The organism is Treponema lecithinolyticum ATCC 700332 (assembly GCA_000468055.1).
GTDB lineage: Bacteria > Spirochaetota > Spirochaetia > Treponematales > Treponemataceae > Treponema_C > Treponema_C lecithinolyticum.
Genome location: KI260561.1, coordinates 328,989 through 349,272, shown reverse-complemented (window position 1 = coordinate 349,272; position 20,284 = coordinate 328,989). Strand labels below are relative to the sequence as shown.

17 protein-coding genes are annotated in these 20,284 nt (G+C 43.4%); 9 read left to right on the top strand and 8 right to left on the bottom strand.

Going from position 1 to position 20,284, the window contains the following annotated elements; all coding sequences use genetic code 11:
- Positions 1 to 76: 76 nt before the first annotated feature.
- The gene (leuS, locus tag HMPREF9193_RS04315; protein ID WP_021686852.1) at positions 77 to 2,794 is read left to right on the top strand and encodes a leucine--tRNA ligase; all 2,718 of its coding nucleotides are present in this window, start codon (positions 77 to 79) and stop codon (positions 2,792 to 2,794) included.
- A 24-nt stretch (positions 2,795 to 2,818) separates the two neighbouring features.
- Here leuS and HMPREF9193_RS04310 read toward each other — a convergent pair whose 3' ends face one another.
- The 5 genes from HMPREF9193_RS04310 to HMPREF9193_RS04290 form a co-directional block, all read right to left on the bottom strand.
- Positions 2,819 to 3,880, bottom strand: coding sequence for a M15 family metallopeptidase (locus HMPREF9193_RS04310; RefSeq protein ID WP_021686851.1), 1,062 nt, complete (start codon positions 3,878 to 3,880; stop codon positions 2,819 to 2,821).
- Positions 3,881 to 3,884: 4 nt separating this feature from the next.
- Entirely contained in the window at positions 3,885 to 4,211 is a 327-nt protein-coding gene (locus tag HMPREF9193_RS04305) for an STAS domain-containing protein (RefSeq protein ID WP_021686850.1), read from the bottom strand.
- Between the two features lie 24 nt (positions 4,212 to 4,235).
- Positions 4,236 to 6,374 (bottom strand): PP2C family protein-serine/threonine phosphatase, encoded by a 2,139-nt coding sequence (locus HMPREF9193_RS04300; protein WP_021686849.1) that lies wholly within the window; start codon positions 6,372 to 6,374, stop codon positions 4,236 to 4,238.
- Entirely contained in the window at positions 6,371 to 7,759 is a 1,389-nt protein-coding gene (locus HMPREF9193_RS04295; RefSeq protein ID WP_021686848.1) for a PP2C family protein-serine/threonine phosphatase, read from the bottom strand. The genes HMPREF9193_RS04300 and HMPREF9193_RS04295 overlap by 4 nt, the downstream gene beginning before the upstream one ends.
- 84 nt (positions 7,760 to 7,843) lie before the next feature.
- Complete coding sequence (locus HMPREF9193_RS04290; RefSeq protein ID WP_021686847.1) at positions 7,844 to 8,629, bottom strand: hypothetical protein; 786 nt, start codon at positions 8,627 to 8,629, stop codon at positions 7,844 to 7,846.
- Positions 8,630 to 8,728: 99 nt separating this feature from the next.
- Here HMPREF9193_RS04290 and HMPREF9193_RS04285 point away from each other — a divergent pair, with 99 nt between their 5' ends.
- The 5 genes from HMPREF9193_RS04285 to HMPREF9193_RS04265 all read left to right on the top strand — a co-directional run bounded on the left by HMPREF9193_RS04285 (position 8,729) and on the right by HMPREF9193_RS04265 (position 13,719).
- Complete coding sequence (locus tag HMPREF9193_RS04285) at positions 8,729 to 9,166, top strand: MarR family winged helix-turn-helix transcriptional regulator (protein ID WP_021686846.1); 438 nt, start codon at positions 8,729 to 8,731, stop codon at positions 9,164 to 9,166.
- 150 nt (positions 9,167 to 9,316) lie between these two features.
- On the top strand, positions 9,317 to 10,372 hold the full coding sequence (locus HMPREF9193_RS04280; RefSeq protein ID WP_021686845.1) for a BMP family ABC transporter substrate-binding protein: 1,056 nt from the start codon (positions 9,317 to 9,319) through the stop codon (positions 10,370 to 10,372).
- Positions 10,369 to 11,841, top strand: a complete 1,473-nt coding sequence (locus tag HMPREF9193_RS04275; RefSeq protein ID WP_021686844.1) for an ATP-binding cassette domain-containing protein — start codon at positions 10,369 to 10,371, stop codon at positions 11,839 to 11,841. The genes HMPREF9193_RS04280 and HMPREF9193_RS04275 overlap by 4 nt, the downstream gene beginning before the upstream one ends.
- Positions 11,831 to 12,856: an ABC transporter permease gene (locus HMPREF9193_RS04270; protein WP_021686843.1), complete on the top strand. Its 1,026-nt coding sequence runs from the start codon at positions 11,831 to 11,833 to the stop codon at positions 12,854 to 12,856. Before HMPREF9193_RS04275 ends, HMPREF9193_RS04270 begins: the two co-directional genes overlap by 11 nt.
- Positions 12,853 to 13,719, top strand: a complete 867-nt coding sequence (locus HMPREF9193_RS04265) for an ABC transporter permease subunit (protein WP_021686842.1) — start codon at positions 12,853 to 12,855, stop codon at positions 13,717 to 13,719. Before HMPREF9193_RS04270 ends, HMPREF9193_RS04265 begins: the two co-directional genes overlap by 4 nt.
- Before the next feature lie 51 nt (positions 13,720 to 13,770).
- Here the strand turns inward: HMPREF9193_RS04265 and rbr are convergent, their stop codons facing one another.
- On the bottom strand, positions 13,771 to 14,313 hold the full coding sequence (gene rbr, locus HMPREF9193_RS04260) for a rubrerythrin (RefSeq protein WP_021686841.1): 543 nt from the start codon (positions 14,311 to 14,313) through the stop codon (positions 13,771 to 13,773).
- Between the two features lie 67 nt (positions 14,314 to 14,380).
- Complete coding sequence (gene lysS, locus HMPREF9193_RS04255) at positions 14,381 to 16,027, bottom strand: lysine--tRNA ligase (protein WP_021686840.1); 1,647 nt, start codon at positions 16,025 to 16,027, stop codon at positions 14,381 to 14,383.
- 236 nt (positions 16,028 to 16,263) lie between these two features.
- Here lysS and HMPREF9193_RS04250 point away from each other — a divergent pair, with 236 nt between their 5' ends.
- The 3 genes from HMPREF9193_RS04250 to HMPREF9193_RS04240 all read left to right on the top strand — a co-directional run bounded on the left by HMPREF9193_RS04250 (position 16,264) and on the right by HMPREF9193_RS04240 (position 19,216).
- On the top strand, positions 16,264 to 17,274 hold the full coding sequence (locus tag HMPREF9193_RS04250; protein ID WP_021686839.1) for a TRAP transporter substrate-binding protein: 1,011 nt from the start codon (positions 16,264 to 16,266) through the stop codon (positions 17,272 to 17,274).
- Between the two features lie 100 nt (positions 17,275 to 17,374).
- Positions 17,375 to 17,908 (top strand): TRAP transporter small permease, encoded by a 534-nt coding sequence (locus HMPREF9193_RS04245; protein WP_021686838.1) that lies wholly within the window; start codon positions 17,375 to 17,377, stop codon positions 17,906 to 17,908.
- A gap of 9 nt (positions 17,909 to 17,917) precedes the next feature.
- Positions 17,918 to 19,216, top strand: coding sequence for a TRAP transporter large permease (locus HMPREF9193_RS04240; protein ID WP_021686837.1), 1,299 nt, complete (start codon positions 17,918 to 17,920; stop codon positions 19,214 to 19,216).
- On the opposite strand, the gene HMPREF9193_RS04235 is transcribed toward HMPREF9193_RS04240, so the two are convergent.
- Positions 19,213 to 20,235, bottom strand: a complete 1,023-nt coding sequence (locus tag HMPREF9193_RS04235; RefSeq protein ID WP_040847569.1) for an alcohol dehydrogenase catalytic domain-containing protein — start codon at positions 20,233 to 20,235, stop codon at positions 19,213 to 19,215. The two genes, HMPREF9193_RS04240 and HMPREF9193_RS04235, sit on opposite strands and share 4 nt — an antisense overlap.
- Positions 20,236 to 20,284: the final 49 nt, after the last annotated feature.

Below are 20,284 nucleotides of genomic sequence, written 5' to 3'. Positions count from 1 at the left end.
CAACAGGCAACAGGAAGTTTTTAGCTTATTTTAGCCGCTCTTGCCCGAAAAGCCGCGTCTCGCTATAATACCGGATATGGCAAACTATCCTTTTAAAACAATTGAAAACAAATGGCAGCAGTATTGGGAAAAAAACAAAACTTTCCGCTGCGAAGAAAACGAATCATTTACGCGCGATAAACGTGCGTACGTATTGGATATGTTTCCTTACCCGTCCGCTCAAGGCTTGCACGTCGGGCACCCCGAAGGCTATACGGCAACCGATATTTATTGCCGTTATTTGCGCATGAAAGGTTTTAACGTACTGCATCCGATGGGTTTTGACGCATTCGGTTTGCCTGCGGAAAACTACGCTATAAAAACGGGTATCCACCCGAGCATTGCGACAAATACGAATATCGAACATTTTACAAAACAAATAAAAGCGCTCGGCTTTTCTTACGATTGGGAGCGCTGCGTTACTACTTGCAAACCCGATTACTATAAATGGACGCAATGGATTTTTTTACAGCTTTTTAAAAAAGGTTTGGCATACGAAGCTGAAGCTCCAATCAATTGGTGCCCGAGCTGTTTAACCGGTCTTGCCAACGAAGAAGTAAAAGAAGGCAAATGCGAACGCTGCGGTACAGCGGTTACCAGAAAAACAATCCGCCAGTGGATATTAAAAATAACCGCGTACGCCGAGCGCTTGTTAGACGATTTGGACGGTCTTGACTGGAGCGAATCGATTAAACTTATGCAAAAAAACTGGATTGGAAAAAGTACTGGAGCCGAAGTAAATTTTCCGATTGCCAAATCGCTTTCAAACGACGTATTAACCGTATATACAACCAGAGCCGATACTTTATTCGGCGCAACATATATGGTTATAGCTCCAGAACACAAACTGCTTCCCCTGCTGACCACAGCCGAACAAAAAAAAGATGTGCAAGCTTATGTTGAACAAGCGGCAAAAAAAAGCGATTTGGAACGCACCGATTTGGCAAAAACAAAAACGGGCGTATTTACCGGCTCCTATGCAATCAATCCGGTAACCGGAAAGCAAATCCCTATATGGGTTTCCGATTACGTATTGATATCCTACGGTACGGGTGCAGTTATGGCAGTACCGGCACACGATGAGCGCGATTGGGATTTTGCCCAAGCATTTCATTTGCCGGTTATAAAAACGGTTGCTTCAAAAGAAGAAACAACTCTTATAGGAGACGGCGACGAAAAAAAAGGAGCCGCTCTTTTGCGCGAAGCGGCAAACACCGCTGTAAACGGTGCCGGTACGGATACAAGCGAGCTTACGCAAACCGAAACGCCGCTGTATCAAACGCTTAAAAACCGCTTTCCGCAGATTTTTAACAATGCCGACAAATGCACTGCCGCAGACGGGTACAGTATAAACAGCGGTTTTTTAACCGGCTTAAGCACACGCGAAAGCATACCGGCTATGATTGCATACCTTGAACAAAGGGGTATCGGCAAAGCTTCAGTTAATTATAAACTGCGCGATTGGATATTCAGCCGCCAACGCTATTGGGGCGAGCCTATACCGCTGGTTCACTGTAAAGACTGCGGTTGCGTTCCGCTTGACGAAAAAGACTTACCGCTTATGCCGCCTGAAGTACAGTCATATTTACCCACCGGCACCGGAGAAAGTCCGCTCGCCCACGCAAGCGAATGGGTAAACTGCACTTGTCCCAAATGCGGAAAACCTGCCCGGCGCGAAACGAATACAATGCCCCAGTGGGCAGGTTCGTGCTGGTATTACCTTCGCTACCTTGATCCGCACAACAGCGAATGCTTTGCTTCAAAGGACAAAATAGAATATTGGATGCCGGTAAACTTATATGTCGGCGGGGCCGAGCACGCCGTTTTACATTTGCTGTACGCGCGTTTTTGGCATAAAGTGTTATACGATTTGGGTTTGGTAAACACAACCGAACCGTTTCAGCGTTTAATCAATCAGGGAATGATTACGTCGTACGCTTTTCAGCGCAAAAACAAAACCCTCGTCCCCGCCGATGAAGTGCGCGAAGTTCCCGGTAAAACCGGTATTTTTGAAGAAACGGCAACCGGCGAAGTTTTGGAACGCGTCGTTGCAAAGATGTCGAAGTCACTCAAAAATGTCGTAAATCCGGACGAAGTTATTGCTGAATACGGCGCAGATTCAGTACGTATGTATGAAATGTTTATGGGGCCGCTTGAAGTTTCCAAACCGTGGAACACGCAGGGGCTTATCGGCATACACCGCTTTTTGGAAAAAATATGGACGCTCAGCGAAAAGCCGATGTGCGCCAGTTTGGATAACCTAAACGAAGATACGAACAGCACACAAAAAACGGCTTTGCAAAAACTGCTGCACAAAACGATAAAAAAAGTAAGCGAAGACACGGCAAGCCTTAACTTTAACACCGCTATAAGTCAAATGATGATATTTGTCAACGAATTGTCAAAAGCCGATACGCTGCCGATCGATATATGGCAACCCTTTGTATTAATGCTGAGCGCCTATGCTCCGCACATGGGTGAAGAATTATGGGAAAAACTCGGCGGCAAAACAAGCTGTGCATACGAAAAATGGCCCGAATGGGACGAAAAACTGTGCACGGACGACAGCTGTACGATCGTTGTGCAGGTAAACGGAAAAATTCGCGATAAATTTGAAGCTGCGCTTAACACGGATAAAGCCGCATTGGAAAAAACGGCTCTTAAAACCGAAGGCGCCAAACGCTTTACCGAAGGCAAAACACCGGTAAAGGTAATTGTCGTTCCGAACAAGCTGGTAAATATCGTTGTAAAATAACCGGTATGCCCTGCCCCGTGTAGTTTACCGGTTTTTCCACTCATATATGAATTCAATCATATATTGCTGAATATCGTTAAACCACTTTTTTTGAAAGCGCGCGGCAGGAATTCCTACATAGCGGTAGTGCCAGCATTCCCAACGGTAGCCGGTAATGTATTCGTAGCCGTCGGGAAAAGACAGAGACCACCCGTATGTTCCCGCGTTCGCCGCAAGCCATTTTCCCGCATCGGTTTTTGCGTATTCGTCGGTAATGGAACCGAAATCGATAACCGTACCCAATTGGTGCTGGCTTGCACCCGGTGCAGCGGATTCGCGGTCGGCAGCTTGTTTTCCCATTTGAGCAACATTGCGCTCATACACTTTTTTTTGATACGCATACGAGCGGTAACTTGAACTGACTAAAATAGTTATACCCTGCGCACGCGCGTCTTTTGCCATAACAGCGAGCGCTTTTTCGGCAACGGAGCGCAGCGAAAGGTCATTTCTGTTAATAATGTACGAGCCGGCTTGTGCCGTTTGCGCGGTCAAAGGCTTTAAATCGGCGGGTATAAAATCTTCGCTTAAAAGCACTTTTTTATCGACGCGGGTTAAAAGATCGTCGGTGTCGGCTTGAAGTACGGCGCTCAAATCGGCTAAAAAAGCTTGTTTGTTTGCTTTTATAAAGTCGGCAATGTGCAACTGTTCTTGTGCTTTATCCGAAGCGGTATTTTGCAAAGCGCCGTACAAAGACTGCAATACGCGCTCCAGTTTTTGTACTTCGCTTTGGTTTTTTGCCGCAAAACCTGACATCGCCGGCGCAGAATCTGCCGATGAAGATGCCGGCGGAACAGACTTGCCCGATGCGGATGCCGGAGCAGAATTAACCGGCGCGGACATTGGCGATGCAGACACAGCCGGCACACCGGCATCGGCGGCACTTAAAGAAGCTCCAGTATTTGTACTATCCAAAGACAAAGAAGAATCGCCTTGTACGGTTGTTTTGCGCGGCGCACAGGAAACAAAAACAACGATAAAAAGCAAAAACGCTACTGCCGGCACAGCCGAAAAAGCGCACCGAACAGCATTCCGCGCATACGAATACATAGAACTATACAATCTCCGTTACCGAATAAATTCTTCGAAAACTGTCGGCAAAGCCGGTTGAAGCTAAAGCATCCATCACTGCATCCGAAGGTTTAAGCAAAAAAAGCGTAAAACCTTTTTTTGCTCCGTCGTTAAAACAGCCCATCAGCACGCTTAACGCCGAAGAATCCATCGCCGTTACTTGCGACATATCCAACACAAGGTGCGATTTTTGAATAAAATCGTATGCCATTTTTTCGAATTCGGCAAAATTATAAGAGGTAACCGGACCGGTCAATTCCAACAAAGCATAGTTGGGTCCTTTTTTTTCCTGTATTACCAGCTGTTCCATAGTAAATCCTTATAAAACAAAGTTTTACAAAATCTTTAACACAACGGCGCTTACGTCGTCTTCAAGTTCGTTTACCGTAAAGGCTTTTACCGCCTCCCCTAAAAAGCTGCAAATCTTTTCTGCCGAATACTGCATGTTTTCCAATACAACTTGCTGAATACGGTTTTTACCGAATTGTTCGCCACGTACGGATTTTGCACCGATTACACCGTCGCTTACCGCAACGAGCATATCGCCTGCAGCTAATTGAACCTTTTTTACCTTTATAAGATTTGTTATATCATCGACAAAGCCGAGTACTTTTCCCTGTCCTTGTATTTCGACCATGCTGTTGTACGTTTTATTGTACATAAACAAAGCGGGAAGCGCACAGTTTGCATAATACAAAGTACGCATGCTCGTATCGAGTAAGCAAAACATTCCGCTAAAATACGTGCCTTTGGGTAAATTTTGTTTAATAAAAATATTTACCTTTTGAACCAATTCTTTAAAATCGCGCGTTTCGGCAAGCAGGGTACGGATAATGGATTTAAGAATTGCCATAGACATACTCGCCGCCAAGCCTTTACCGCTTAAGTCTCCGATTACAATCATATAGCGCCGGTTATCCAATTTTATAAAATCGGTAAATTCGCCGCCGAGTGAACGTGCGCTTAAAGAAAAGGAGTCGGCATCGTAACCGTCTTGCACAAAAGCGTCGGTATTTTTACGCAACGATTGAATTACCTCTTCGGAAAAACGGATTTCTCGGCCGACCGTACCTACAAGCGCTTCGTTTGCGATGTTTTTTAAGTAATAACCGATTAAAAAAAAGTGCGAATACAGCGAATTCAGCATTTCAAAATCAAAGTCGGTATACGAACGTTCCATGTTTTTTTTGCCAAGTAAAATAAGTGCAAACAAGTGAGAACCTTCGTTTAACAAAATCATCACTTCAGTATTGGTTTGGTCAAACAGTGCGGTAAGTTTTGATGCAACAGGAGAAAGCGCATAAACGGTTTCACAGTGCGTTTTAAATATAACGCGGAATTTCATGTTGATTACTGAAGAAAACAATGTATCGTCGATATCGAATTCGCTCTGAGTTGAATCCAAAGAATACCGGGTTATCAATTTATTTTCATTATTTTCCGTTAAAATAATAACGTTTGCTATATCCAAATTTTGTTTTAAGATTTGAGCAAATCGCTGTTCTATTTGAATGTCGGCATCGGTAAAATTTAAAGAAGCCAGTTCTTTTTCCAAACGCTCGGCATAGTCGGATTCGCTTTGGTTTTCAAACCGGGACATAACACGGCGCAGTATGTAAAAAAGAAACACTAAAATAACTGCAGATACCGCAGTTAAAAGAAAAAACAACACTTTGTTTTTAGAAGCGAGAGGCAAAAGCAAAGCGAATATAACAGCTCCGGGCAAAGCCGGTACTATGTAAAACAAATAAAAAGATCCTGCCGTACGTAAAAAAGAAAGAAAACTGAACAGCGTGTTTATAAACTGTATTTTATACAGCAAATACAGTACAAACGCTTGCACAAAGGGGACTAAAAAGATAAAACCGTAGTAAAGCGACACGGTCGTTGCAAGGCGGATACCTGCATAAAGCAGTTCTCCTATACACAGCGCTCCGATAAAAAACAGCATACGCTGCCGTAAAAACCGGCTTGTAGACAACTCATATTTAAAAAATAAAATACATACGGTAATCAAAGGCAATATAAAAGTATAAAGCAGTCTATACAAACCATACCAGTCGATATTCGTATATAAAATGGGAAGAGAAAAAATAATTAAACTTTTCGAGGTTAAGTTGACACGGGTTACCAAAAAAAAGACAATATAAAACGAACAAAGCAAAAGCGGAACTTCAAGTAAAAAATCGAGCGGATTGTTTTTTTCGCGGGTAAAACGTAAACTCCACATAAAAATCAATACCGCTTGTACAGACGGCAGCCATAAAAAGATTTTTATAGATGTGGTTAAAAGTCCGTGCATATCGAACCGAAAAAACAATATACACAGTACGGAAATAACAGCTGAGGCGATCTGTACCAGCAGCATGTTTATAAAATATTTGCTTCGGTTTTTCAAAAAAGTAAAGTCAACCGTTAAAGAAAACCAAAGCAAAGCAACGGTTAAACATATATTCAAAAACAAAAAAATCATACGGACGCCCCTATCTTTACCGCTACGATACTGACGTCGTCGCGTAAATGCTTAATACCGCTGTGAACAAACACCAAATCGACTACGTCGTTTACAAAATTACGTGCGGTTTTTACAAAGCTTTTTTTAAGCACCCGTTCAAACTGTTCCGTAGTACCCAACTCAACACCTTCTTCATTCATCGCTTCGGAAACACCGTCGGAAGCAATAAAAAGAACATCTCCGGTATACAGCTTTTGTACAACCGGCGTAATCGGTTCCATGTCTATAATACCGACAAGACTTGCGTTCGATTTTAAAAAGCGAAGCCTTCCACCGTCGGGCGCGCGCGATATAATAACCGGATCCGCCATAGAAGCGTTTACGTATGTAATATTCATTTGTTCGGTGTCGATAAGAGCTAGGAACATAACAGTGTATTTATCCTGCAAGTGCATTCCTTTAATGGCTTTATCAACTGAGAAAATAATTTCGTTCAAATCTTCTTTATTTTTCAAAATACGAACCGTGTTCATAATAACGCCCATAAGAAGTGCTGCGGCAAGTCCCTTACCCGACACGTCTCCGAGCATAACAAGCGTTTTATGATCACTGATGGGAAATACTTGATAGTAGTCTCCCGATATATTAACCAAAGGACGGTAATAAGCCGCCATATCAAGTTTATTGATTTTCGGTAATTCAATTTGCAAAAAAGAGCGCTGCGTATCCGCTAAAGATGCCCATTCTTTTGACAAAGAACTGATTTCGCTCATACCCGTAAAGGTTTTTTCGCTTAATTGAAAATGTTTTATTTCGGCGAACAAACGGGGAAATATAACTTCATCAAACAAATGCACATAGCGGCAAAAAAAGTATAAGTGACGTTTATCGGATGCAATAAAAAAACCGCGCGCTTGCCTACTTTTGCTGACAAGTCCGAGTTCCCCGTCAAAAAAATAGTATCCGTCTGCCCATTCTGCCGGAAAATTCAAATCCAATTTTTGTTTTGTTTGTTCGGCGCAAGCGATATACGAAGAACTGTTGTATAACACTTGATTTTCGGCTTTATCCACGTATAAAACAGAAATCCCGCCTTCGTTTTCGCAAATATCGGAAACGGCGCGTATAAAATCGTCAAGCGTATAACAAAAGCGAATGCGTTCTATAAAGCGGCTCAGTAACCCGGTTTCACTTTCATACAAAACTTTGTATTCAATCTTTGATAACAAAGATCGGTTAAGTGCAGAGCCGGTAATGGTTAATATGCATAAAACAATAGCAGCCGTTATAAAAGAAAAAAGAAAACTTTGACCGCTCGTTAAAAAAAAAGTTATAACGGTAAACAACACGCAAACGGCAGCAAACGAAGCGACCGTTATCCAATTTTGTTTTGCCCTAAGCATACTTGCTCCCAGTTTAAAATCACGGCTAATTATATCATATATAACTGAGAAATAACAATATGTTAAAACAAGCTGCTGCTATCTCTATTTCCACGGAAATATAAAACTTTTTAAATCGCGCGGACCGAGCGTTTCTCTGTCTTCACCAAGCAGTTCGTCCCACGGAATGCTGCGCCGCGCTTCTTTTGGCGGTATATCCCGATGCGTTTCCAGCCAATCATACTTATATACGCGCAACCGAAGAGCATTGTTGTAACCTAAAATTACACCCGCAGCACCGGGCGCCATAAAAGCAACCAAACCGGAAAGCACAAATAGCACAAGCGAATATATAAACATAAACACGGAAAAAAGCGCGTTATCAAAAAATACGGCAAAACATTTTTTTATATTTTTACGAAAGCCGCCGCCGAAACGGGAACGCAGCGGCATAAACCATTGAAAAGACAGCACACACACAACTAAAATCCAAAAAATCAGGGAGCCCAGCACCAAGCCGAGTATGTTTTTCATGCCGAAATAAAACGGCAGCGCAACTGCACCCATAAACACAAGCAATTGTACCAATAAGCCGAATAAAACCGCGTCTTTCCACACCGCAGAAAAAGCTGCAAAAGTTTCTTTTACGCTAACGGATTTAAAATCCGCCAAGCGTGCACACGAATCGCTTAAAGCAAACAGCGGAATCATTAAAATGCACACAGATACGGCACTTACAAGCAAAGCAAGCGGCACGGACACGCTTATCAGCAAAGAAAGTGCAAAATACAAACCGGCAAACAAGGCCAACAATATTAAATTAAACAGCACTAAATACAAAAGGTTGTCCCAGCCGTCGCAAAAATTCTTTTTAAGAAAAAACAAAATCATAGGTATAATGTACGGAATAAACGAGGGCTCGTCAATGCACGTTCGCTAGCCGGTGCAAAAGCGCTAGTCAATGCAGAGGTGCGCCGTTATACTGAACGCATGGAAAAAGATTTAAACAACATATCGTCACTTTTATCGAAGATTTCAAGCGATATCGGCTCATACTTAAACCGCCGTTTGGAAGAACGGGGATTCTCCGGCATTGTTTCTTCGCACGGCTTTATTTTATATTTACTTGCAAAAAACGGTAAAATGACTATGGGCGAAATTAAGCGTAGCATTCACAAAGACAAATCGACGGCAACCGCCCTTATAAAAAAACTGGAACAAATAGGCTGCGTACAAAAAAGCCGTGCGCAAGGGGACGCCCGTGTCGTTTTTATTTCGCTTACGCCTAAAGGCTGCGCATATACGGATGCTACGGAGCAAATTTCCCGCTCTTTAATTGACACATGCTACAAAGGTTTTTCCGCTGAAGAAAAAAACCGTCTGTACGATTTTTTATGCCGTATGGAACAAAACTTTGAGCACATATAAAAATGCGGCAAACAAAATACAGCGAACGTACCGCAAGCAGCGCCGACAGCGCCGGGCAACAACAGCAAAAAAATAAAAAAGATCAAAGACTTGACAATAGTTTGACATAAAACTATATTAACCTATCGATTTTTTTTATAAGGATTTTATATGAATGTACAAAAACGCAGTGTGCTAACGGCAGCCGTATGTGCGGCTTGTATTGTTTTTATTTTTCTTTCTTGTACGGCGCAAAACGCAAAAGTACGAAAGATAGCGGTTTTTGTTCCCGGCATAACTTCGGGAAACCCGGTATACGAAATGCTTGCCGCAGGCGTAAGCCAAGCGGTTGACGAATACAACGAGCACAAGGGGTTGCAAAAAGAAGTGCTGTTAACCATCGTAGAAGCCGGAACCAATCAAGCCGAATGGGCATCTCAGCTGACCGCGTTAACCGCAAGTTCAGAATATGAGTTGATTGTTTCTTCCAACCCTTCAATTCCCGAATTGGCAGAACCGCTGACTAAACAGTTTCCCAATCAAAAATTCATTATTTTGGATGCACAGTTTAAAGGCGGAAATCAAATCGCAGCAGTCCGCTACAACCAAAGAGAACAAGCATATCTTACCGGTTTTGCAGCTGCGGCGGTAAGCGCATCAAATTCAATGAAGTACGCAAACAAACAAAAGAAAATTGCTTTAATAGCGGGGCAAGAATATCCGGTTATGAACACGATTATTTTGCCGGCGTTTATCGAAGGCGCCCAAGCCGCAGTTGCCGACACAAAAGTAGAGTTTCGCATTGTCGGTAATTGGTACGACGCATCAAAAGGCGCCGATATAGCCCGCAATTTATACGATGAAGGTGTTGACGTTATATTACCCATAGCCGGCGGAGCGTCGCAAGGCGTTATAGCAGCGGCAAAAGAATTGGGCTTTTATATAACGTGGTTCGACGACAACGGTTTTTCAAAAGCTCCCGGATATGTCGTTTCAAGCTCGGTTATGGAACAAAAAAGAGCGGCATACGAGCAAACGATGGAATACTTACACGGTAAAACCGTGTTCGGACAAACAAAAACGCTGGGTATACGCGACGGTTATATCGATTTTATACTGGACGACCCGCTTTTTGAGAAAACCGTTTCCGAAGATATCCGAACGCGCCTTGCATCGGTGTATAAAGACATTCAAAGCGGAACGCTCGTTTTAGCAACGCAAAATTGAACGCTGCTCACCTTGCGCATACAAAACAAAAGCGCTTGCGTTTGGTACACATCAGCAAGCGCTACCCGAATAAAACCGTACCCGACGGTTTAAGCTGCGATATCGAAGAAGGCAGCTTATATGCTCTTTTAGGCGAAAACGGCGCGGGCAAGTCCACCCTTGCGGCGATTATGTGCGGCGAAAAAAAAGCCGACGAGGGAAAGATTTTATATGAAGGTTTACGCACTGTTGCAGCCGTGCACCAAAGACCGCTTTTAGCCGATGAATTATGCGTGCGCGATAATATTATATTGGGAAATGAACCGAAACACGGTGCATTTATAGATTTTAACCGAGCGGAACTGAGCATAAAACAACTGACAAGCAAATGGCATTTTCCTATTGATTTGCATGCAAAAGCCGCTTCTTTAAGCGACGCCGAACGCTTATACACGGCTTTAACGGCAGCTTTATACAAAAATACCGATGTGCTTATTTTGGATGAACCGGGCGCCGTTTTAAACGAAGACGAAAAAAAAAGACTGTACCCTGCACTCAAATCTTATGCGCGCACGGGAAAAGCTGTTATTTTAATTACGCATAATATAAGCGACGCGCTCGCATACACCGATTGTTTAATACCGATTGTAAACGGAAAAGTACCGGCTTTAATCAAATGCTCAGACACAAATTTTTGCAAAAATCAAGTGCGCACGCTATTGTTCGGCGGCGTAAACAACAGATGCCCTGCGCAACCGGAACAGCTTATACGCCGGCAAAACGCTTACAGCAGAAAAAATGCGCTTTTAACGGCAAACAATCTTTGCTTTAAATCAGCAAACGGTATATTTTTACAAAATATAGACTTTTGCGTTTACCCGCAATCGATTACTTGCATTTACGGCAAACGCGAAAACGGTCTTGAAATACTTGAAAACCTTACAACAGGTGTAAAAAGTTCGGGTTATGTACACGGCGGCAGTATAACTTTGGCAAGTACGGATAAAAGCATGAGCACAGCTCATAAACAAAACGCAGTACCGACGGTAAAACAATTACGCGATTTCGGAACCGGTATAGTGCCGTTTAACCGGGCGTTGCGCGCTTCGTTTCCCAATTTAACCGTAGAGCAAATGCTTTGCGTTTATTTAAAACATCCTGAAAAAAAAGAAGCCGAACAATATGCACAAAAACTTATACATCAAGCGGGAATATCCATAGGCATAAAAGAAAAAGTTTCAGCGCTTTCAGGCGGTATGCTTCAGCGTTTAATTATAGAGCGTGAAACCGACACATTTAAAATGCTTTTAATTTTATCCGAACCGGCGCAAGGTTTGGACACGCCGGCTGTGTGCGCTTTAGAGCGCCAGCTTCGTTTTTATGCCGGCAAAGGAACGGGTATTTTACTTTTTATGAGTGCAGACAGTCCCGAAATTTTTAACCCCGACGTATGTTATTTTCTTAACGAAGGACATCTTTATGAAGCATAACAACCTATCCTACATAGCGCCGGCGGCAGCGCTTGTAACCGCTATGCTTATTATTGCGCTTACCGCGCAAAACCCGGTACAAACGGCATTCGGCTTTTTTACCGCCGTGTTTACATCGCCGTATTATTTCGGCGTATGGTTTAATACTGCCGCACTTTTAATTACCGCAGGAACGGGCGCTGTTTTGGCTTTACAGTCGGGCAATATCAATTTGGGAGGAGAAAGCCAAATTTACATCGGCGGGTTTTGCGCTGCCGTAATAATGAACGCATTGCTTCCCGCCGGCGCACAAATAAGCGGATTTTTTTCCTTTTTTGTGCTGCTTGCGGCAGCTTGTACTGCAGCAGCTGCGGCATCACTAACGGCAAGCGCTGCCGCCGTTTTAAAAATCAAACGGCACATCAGCGAATTAATTTCTTCCTTTTTGTTAGGCGCTGCACTCATCCCGATTATCGATTATACCGTATCCGGACCGCTCAGAGACAAAACCAAAAACCTTTTGGCTCTGCCGCTCATCAACGAAAAACTGTACATACCCGATATACCGGCCCTTTCTCCTTTAAACGGCTTTGTTTTTTTTGCAATACCGATTGCCCTATGCGCCGCATATTTTTTATACAAAACCGCAGCCGGCTATAAATTCCGCATAAGCGGCAGCGCCGAAGAATTTGCGCTTTACTGTGCTTATCCGGTGCGCACGATTTCCATCGGAGCTATGTCGCTCTCCGGAGCTTTTCACGGTTTAACCGGATTTTTTGCGGTTGCAGGAATCTATCACACATGCCACAGCGGTTTTTATGCCGGGATGGGATGGAACGCTTTATCGGCAGCTCTCATTGCACGAGCACACCCTGCAGCCCTTATTCCGGCTTCCTTTTTTTTATCTTATATTTTTACCGGCATCAGCCGCTCGTCGTTGAGCGGCCGTTTGTCTTTTGATTCGGGATATTTAATTCAGGGAGCAATTATTTTGCTTATTTCAGCTTCTTTTACCGGAAAAAAGAAAATATTATGATCAATTTTTTAAGCTATGCGCTGATTTCTTTTTCGCCTTTGTTTTTGATTACGCTCGGCACTCTGATAAGCGAATACGCAGGCGTTACGGCGGTTTTTGCCGACGGTATTATCAATTTAACCGCTTTTTTATTTTTTGCTTTTTCACTGTTTAGCGGAAATCTTGCCGCAGGAGCTGCCGCAGCGCTGAGCATAAGCGTTGTGCTTATGTACGCTTTTGCCGTATTTGCACAGCGTACACAAGCAAATCCGTTTTTAGTCGGTTTGTCGGTTAACTTATTTGCAAGCGGTTTGTCTTCCCTTTTGTCTTCGCTGTGGTTTGGAACAAGGTCTGTTGCAGCCGAATATCTTACCGGCACAAACATTTTTAATGCGTCATCGGTGCGCTTTTCGCGCTATCCCGCATCCGTTTTGTGTTTGGCAGCTTCGGCTCTTATAATCGTATTTTTATACCGCAGCGCGTGGGGGCTGCGCACAAGAGTTGTTGCAAGCAACGGCGATTTGTTACAAGCCCGTAAAATACCGCTAGATCGGTACCGCAGCATAGCGTGGTGTTTGAGCGCTTTGTGCGCGGGGATAGGAGGAATTATATACGTACTTAAATTATCCGCTTTTGTACCGAACATCAGCGCCGGTAAAGGATGGATTGCGCTAGCCGCAGTTTTTTTAGGAAACAAAAACATAGCAAAAACCGCCGCCGCGCTTAGCGTATTTACCGCTGCCGAATACGCAGCGGCAAAACTGCAATTGTTTCCGAACGGCTTTCCGCCGTCTCTTTTAACATCGCTTCCCTACGCGGCAGCTTTAATATTATTTGTCCTTTTGCCTCAAGAAAAAAAAACGAAAGTCCTAAAACACAAATGACAAAGTTGTAAAAAGGCGGCTTATCCGCATTAGCCGCCTTGCTTTTAATTTTTAGTATGATATTACGCGGCGTTCAAAATAGCCTTGCGGATGAGCACATACGGGGCATTTTTCCGGAGCTTTTTCGCCGAAGTGAATATGACCGCAGTTAGTGCAAATCCAAAACACTTTTTCGCCGTCTTTGTACAACGATCCGTCTTTTAAGCGCTCAAGCAGTTTTCGGTAACGCTCTTCGTGCTCTTTTTCGATTTTTCCGACCATTTCAAATAAAGCGGCAATACGTGTAAAGCCTTCTTCTTTTGCGGTTTTTGCAAATTCGGCGTACATATCCGTCCATTCATAATGCTCACCGGCAGCCGCATCCAACAGGTTTTCCGTTGTTTCGGGAATTGAGCCTCCATGCAGTTCTTTAAACCAAATTTCCGCGTGTTCTTTTTCGTTTCCCGCCGTTTCTTCAAAAAAACGAGCTATTTGATTATAGCCTTCTTTTTTTGCTTTTGACGCATAAAACGTGTATTTATTGCGCGCTTGGCTTTCGCCTGCAAAAGCGGTCAATAAATTCTTTTCTGTTTGCGTACCTTTCAGTTCGTCCATACTCGTCCTCCATAATTAAAGATATGTGTTTTCATACCTTTAATAGTAGTAAGAAACGAAAATTTGGTCAAGAAAAATACGGCTTTAAAAGCGCTTCCAAACGCTGTTTTCCGATTAGTTTTATAAAGCCTGCAAGGCGCGGTCCTTGCGTTTTGCCGATAAGAATACGGTATACGGCTTCAAACAATGCTTTAGGTTCAAGAGCAGCCTTGCCCGCCGCATCGTACAGCGCTGTAGACAGCTCTTTTTCTTCAAGCCCGTCAAGTTTCGGAAGAATATCGGTGTACAACATACGTATGCACACAGTTTCGCTTTCGCTCAGCGCAACTTTTTCTGCACAAGCAGGGTCTTTAAGCGAAAAGCGGAACTCTTCGGGCGCGCATTCATTTATCCAATACCATGCGCACGTGCAGCGTTTGCGGAAGCGTTCAAGCTGTCCGCTTTTTATATCGGGTAAAGAAGCAATAACGGCGTCTATATCGCCCGAAGCCGTTTGCAGCATATTGCACAAATGGCGGAAAGGAACTTGATAAGCCATACATTCAGGCATTCCGTCTTTTATTTGCGAAAGCTCGTATATGCGTTTTTCTTTTTCGAATACTTCGTCGTTTTTAGCTTTATCGGCGCCCCATGCAATGCGTTCGGTTTTGTCGTAGTCTTCGTAAGTTTTGATAACATCCAAATCAAAACTGATGGCAAACTCGGTGTTCGGCCGAGTACCTGCAAACAAATAGCGCGCGATTTCCGGCTGATACACGTTCAAAACGTCCGGCAAGCTGATAACCTTTCCTTTCGACGACGACATTTTTCCGGGCAAACCTTTTATGCCGATAAAATCGTAGCGAAAACTGACCGGCGCTTGCCAATGATAAATTTCATCAGCTACAAGACGCGCCGTATCGAAAGAACCGCCTTGGCTGTGGTGGTCTTTTCCCGCAGGTTCAAAAACCGTTTTTTCATACTGCCATCTCATAGGCCAATCGACCCGCCAGCCGAGTTTTAATTCTTTTGAAGTGCGTAAATCCGCCTTTTCGTGATGGGCGCAGCTTGTGCAGCGGTATTCCAAACCGTATTCGCCGTCGTAAGAAATGATTTCGGTAGTATCTTTATTGCAATTACAACAAAAAGCCGCCACAGGCCAGTATTCTTCTTCGGCAGGAATTTTATGTTTTTCGTCGCGGTAGCGGTTCAAGCAGTCTTTTATTTTGTCGCGGTTTTGTAGCGCCGTTTTCATGCCTTCAGCGTACATTCCCGAACGGTAGCGTTCGGCTTGATATAAAAATTCGGGATGAATTCCGACGACAGGCAGCACTTGTTCCACGTCAACTTCGTGGTGGCGCGCATAAGAGGTTTCGTTCCCGCTCGTATCGGGCACCATCGTTATCGGAAAACGCAAGTATTTTTCCAATTCTTCTTTTTTTTCCATATTTTCGGGGACTTTGCGGAATACATCGTAGTCGTCCCACGAATAAATAAAGCGCACGTTTTTACCGAAGCGGCGCAGCGCACGCACTACCAAATCGACCGATATGATTTCGCGGAAGTTTCCGATGTGAACGGTTCCCGACGGGGTTATGCCCGAAGCGCAAGTATATACGTCCAAATCTCCGCGCTCGCGTATAATTTTTTGCGCATATTGATCTGCCCAGTGAAAGGCTTGCGTTTGCTTAGCGTCTTTTTGCATTTGAGTTGTATTTGTCGTTTCAGTATTCATGCGCATAAGTATATCGAAAAACAGCAGCGTACACAACACATACTAACGCTGCACACGTGCTCTGAAGTGCCTGCTATTAACTGTAGGGAAAGTAAAAATGCAATAAAATCGATGACAATCCAATAGCAGTGCAGCTCCTATAATAATCAATTCATTTAAAACTTGACAGAATCTAATTTACATACTAGCATATTACTATACCAATTGTTGCCGGTATATTTTTTAAGGAGGCTTTTGTGAACAAAAGAACTATTTTTACGTGCTGCATACTTGCCCTTGTTATAGCAGCCACACCTGTTTTTGCCCGCGGCGGACAAGACGCGTCGGCTTCGTACACGATTAAAGTCGGAGACAACTGGGGCTCTACCCACCCGATGGGCAAAGCCGTAGCAAATATATTTAAAACACAAGTTGAAGAAAAAACAAACAAAATGATTTCCGTTGAAATTTATTCGGACGGCACACTCGGCAACGAGGGTGATTTATGGAACGGAGTGCGTAACGGAACAATCGAAATGGCAATCGTCGGAACACCGTTTAACAAAGAATGGCCGGTAAGCATGATTTCCGATTGGCCGTTTTTGTACCGGGATGTAGAACATGCACAAAAAGTATGGACAGGAGATATCGCGGAAGAATTAAACGCTCAATTCCACGAAAAGTTTCCGAGCGTCTACATGCTCGCATGGGGACCGAACAGCGCCCGTACCTTTACCAGTAATAAAAAACTGACCGGTATAGCAGATTTTAAAGGTCAAAAATTCCGCATGCCGCCAAACCCTATCCACGTAGGTATTACTAAAAATCTGGGAGCCAGCGCTCAAGTTATTCCGCTTAACGAACTGTTTTCCGCATTGGAAACCGGCGTTGTAGACGGACAAGATAACGGCATGGTAACCGTATTGAGTCAAAGCTTTGATCAAGTGCAAAAATACGTGTACGAAACAAACCACATCATAGCTACGCTTGAAATTATTGTAAGCGCACCGTTTTTTGACAAACTGCCTGCAGAATATCGGGAAATCGTTAAAAAAGCGGCAAAAGACACTGCCGAAAATGCATGGAACACCTATATCAAAAGCATCGATTCGGACAGACAAACTTTACGCAGCAAAGGACTTACGGTAACCCCCTGTACGGCGCAAGACAAACAGCTTATTATAGAAAAAATCAAACCTCTTACGGATAGTTTGTATGCCGAACAAAAATGGGCAAAAGAATTAACCGACAAAATAAAAGCGTATTAATCAAAAATCCGGATCCGGGACTGTCTTAAAGGTTATGGAAATACAACATTAACGACAGCCCCGGAACTTTTCCACCGTACATAAAACTCCGGGAGAGCGCATGAAAAAACTTACGGATAAATTGTTTAAAACCATTGAAATTCTCATTGCCGTTTTTTTAGCTTGTATGATTTTACTGTTATTTATGAACGTCGTACTCCGCTACGTTTTTAACACGGGTTTTGTATGGTCCGAAGAAATCGCTCGGTTGTGTTTTATTTATTTGGTGTATTTGGGTGCAATCGGAGCCGCTCGGGATAACCGGCATTTATTGATAGACTCTTTACTTTTAAAATTGCCGAAAGTTTTTCAAAAAATTATCTATACACTGGTACAAATCTGTACGGTATGGCTTATGGTTATCCTTGTACGGGGAAGTTGGGGTTTGGTTATCCAAAACTTACACGATAAATGGGTTGCAACACACTTTCCCACATACTTAGTGTATGCAGCGGGATTGATTACCGGATGTGCAATTATCGTTATTTCACTGATTAATATGTTCAGACTTTTTATTTTAAAAATTCCGGTTGCCGAATTGGTTTCGGTAAGCGAAGAAGAGCGGAATGAAGAAATCGCGGCAAGCGCCGAATAAGGAAAAACTATGATTACATTATATACAATCGTTTTTTTAGCTTCGCTTATTATAGGAATTATGTTCGGTCTTCCCATCGCCTATTCGCTGCTTTTAAGCGGCGCTGCAACCGCATTAGCGATGGGCGGAACCGCAACAAATGCCCAAATCGTTGCAGCTCAGCTTATGCGCGGTACCGACTCGGTTACGATGATGGCGCTGCCTTTTTTTATTTTAGTCGGAGAACTGATGAACCGCGGCGGTTTAACAAAGAGAATTATTGCTTTTTGCAATATTTTTGTGGGCAGAGTGCGCGGCGGGCTCGGCTATGTTACAATACTGGCGTGTTTAATGTTTGCAAGCCTTGTCGGTTCAGCTGTCGCAAGCACCGCAGCATTGGGCGCCATCCTTGTTCCGATGATGGTAAAATCCGGGTATGACCGTGCAAAAGCATCGGGTCTTGTAGCAAGTGCCAATTTAGTTGCGCCCATAATGCCGCCGTCGGTTCCGATGATTGTATACGGCGTTACCGCAGGCGTTTCTATAAAAGCTTTGTTTTTAGGCGGTATCGCGCCGGCAGCTTATTTAACCGTTATTATGTGTATCGTATGGTTTTTTGTTTCAAAAAAAGACAACATAATAAGCGATATGCCCAAACCTACAATAAAAGAAGTTATTCGATGTATAAGTGAAGGATTGTGGGCACTACTGTTGCCGCTTATTATTATTGCAGGCTTGCGCGGCGGAGTTTTTACCGCAACTGAAGCGGGCGTTATAGCCGTAGTGTATGCTTTAATAATCGGCATTTTTATATACCGGGAATTGACAGCGCGCGATATTTTTCAGTCTTTTATAGCAGCGGCAAAAATGTCTGCCGTCGTTATGTTTCTTGCCGCTGCCGCTCAAGTTGCCGCATATATGCTGACCATTTCACGCATTCCGCAATTGATTACCCAATCGCTTGAACCGCTTACGGCTCACCCCATGCTGCTCAATGCGGTTTTACAAATTATTATCATTTTAATGGGAACTTGTGTAGACGTTGTGCCGACTATTCTTATAATGACGCCTATTATGCTCCCGCTTTTAAAAGCGGCTCATATCGATCCAGTTTATTTCGGTATTGTATTTACGCTTGCAAACGTACTTGGTCTTACTTCTCCGCCGGTCGGTCCGGTTTTAAATGTTGCTTGTGCAACCGGTAAGATTAAAATGGATAAATTAATTCCTGCGGTTGTGCCGTATTATATCTTTCAAATAATACTGGTATTTTTATTGATTTTTATTCCGCAATTAATTACCGTACCGCTTAAATGGATTAACGGTTAAAAATCAAAAGTCAATACAATTTTTTTGATTGCAGGATCGTGCGTATCTATAAAATCGAACGCTTGCTGTGCTTGCGTCAATTTAAAAGTATGCGAAACGCTGCCGGTTAAATTCAATGCACCTGCATTAAGTAAATCAATCGCTTTTGCAAACATATTGTTTTGCAGCCGTGAGCCGCGCACATCAAGTTCTTTGGATGTAATAACAAATTGATTTATTTGCGTAGCTGCGGTTGAAAAGCCCATAGTAATTACACGCCCTGCGTTTCCGGTTGCTTGCAAAAGATTTATCAGCGAATCGCTGTTGCACACCGCATCGATAGACACCGTAGCACCGTGTCCGCCCGTATACTCTTTTACTTTTTCAATAAGGTTTTCTTTTGCCGTATTGATAATATAGGTGGCTCCGTTTTTTTTAGCCGTTTCCAGTTTTTCATCAATAACATCGGCAACAATGATGGTATCGCAAGTAAGACGGGCAATTTTTAAAATCGAACTGCCTAAAGCGCCCGAACCGTACAGCAATAAAAAATCGTCTTTAACCAAACCGGCGCGTGAGCAAGATTGAATCGCTATGGTTGTCGGTTCTATCATAACCGCATCGGTATCGGAAACAGAATCGGGCAATATGTAGCAGTCTTTTTCGGGAACTGCAATAAATTCACGGTAACCGCCGTCGATATGAACACCGCGTACTTTAAGGTTATCGCATACGTTACCCCGCCCCATCCGGCACGGATAGCACGAAGTGCAATTGGTAACTTGATTGACTATAACTCTATCTCCGATTTTTAATTTGGTAACACCGCTTCCGATTTGTTCAACCCTGCCTACCATTTCATGCCCAATAATGCGCGGATAAGTTGCGGCGGCATTGGTTCCGTGATAAATTCCCACATCTGAACCGCATATTCCTGCTGCAGTCATTTTTATTAACACATTGTTTAGCGAATCTATGACGGGTTTTTCAACGTCAATTACTTTAAGCTCAAGCGGTTTTACGATTTGAACGGCTTTCATTTGTTCCCCCTTTAATAAAAACACAAACGTAAGCGCAGCCTGCAATCGC

Bases quoted from the DNA above. Each gene is read 5' to 3' on its own strand.
- HMPREF9193_RS04280 (WP_021686845.1), top strand. From the start codon at position 9,317: ATGAATGTACAAAAACGCAGTGTGCTAACGGCAGCCGTATGTGCGGCT.
- HMPREF9193_RS04305 (WP_021686850.1), bottom strand. From the start codon at position 4,211: ATGGAACAGCTGGTAATACAGGAAAAAAAAGGACCCAACTATGCTTTG.
- HMPREF9193_RS04240 (WP_021686837.1), top strand. From the start codon at position 17,918: ATGATTACATTATATACAATCGTTTTTTTAGCTTCGCTTATTATAGGA.
- HMPREF9193_RS04290 (WP_021686847.1), bottom strand. From the start codon at position 8,629: ATGATTTTGTTTTTTCTTAAAAAGAATTTTTGCGACGGCTGGGACAAC.
- HMPREF9193_RS04295 (WP_021686848.1), bottom strand. From the start codon at position 7,759: ATGCTTAGGGCAAAACAAAATTGGATAACGGTCGCTTCGTTTGCTGCC.
- leuS (WP_021686852.1), top strand. From the start codon at position 77: ATGGCAAACTATCCTTTTAAAACAATTGAAAACAAATGGCAGCAGTAT.
- HMPREF9193_RS04245 (WP_021686838.1), top strand. From the start codon at position 17,375: ATGAAAAAACTTACGGATAAATTGTTTAAAACCATTGAAATTCTCATT.
- HMPREF9193_RS04310 (WP_021686851.1), bottom strand. From the start codon at position 3,880: ATGTATTCGTATGCGCGGAATGCTGTTCGGTGCGCTTTTTCGGCTGTG.
- rbr (WP_021686841.1), bottom strand. From the start codon at position 14,313: ATGGACGAACTGAAAGGTACGCAAACAGAAAAGAATTTATTGACCGCT.
- HMPREF9193_RS04270 (WP_021686843.1), top strand. From the start codon at position 11,831: ATGAAGCATAACAACCTATCCTACATAGCGCCGGCGGCAGCGCTTGTA.
- HMPREF9193_RS04235 (WP_040847569.1), bottom strand. From the start codon at position 20,235: ATGAAAGCCGTTCAAATCGTAAAACCGCTTGAGCTTAAAGTAATTGAC.
- HMPREF9193_RS04265 (WP_021686842.1), top strand. From the start codon at position 12,853: ATGATCAATTTTTTAAGCTATGCGCTGATTTCTTTTTCGCCTTTGTTT.
- HMPREF9193_RS04300 (WP_021686849.1), bottom strand. From the start codon at position 6,374: ATGATTTTTTTGTTTTTGAATATATGTTTAACCGTTGCTTTGCTTTGG.
- lysS (WP_021686840.1), bottom strand. From the start codon at position 16,027: ATGAATACTGAAACGACAAATACAACTCAAATGCAAAAAGACGCTAAG.
- HMPREF9193_RS04285 (WP_021686846.1), top strand. From the start codon at position 8,729: ATGGAAAAAGATTTAAACAACATATCGTCACTTTTATCGAAGATTTCA.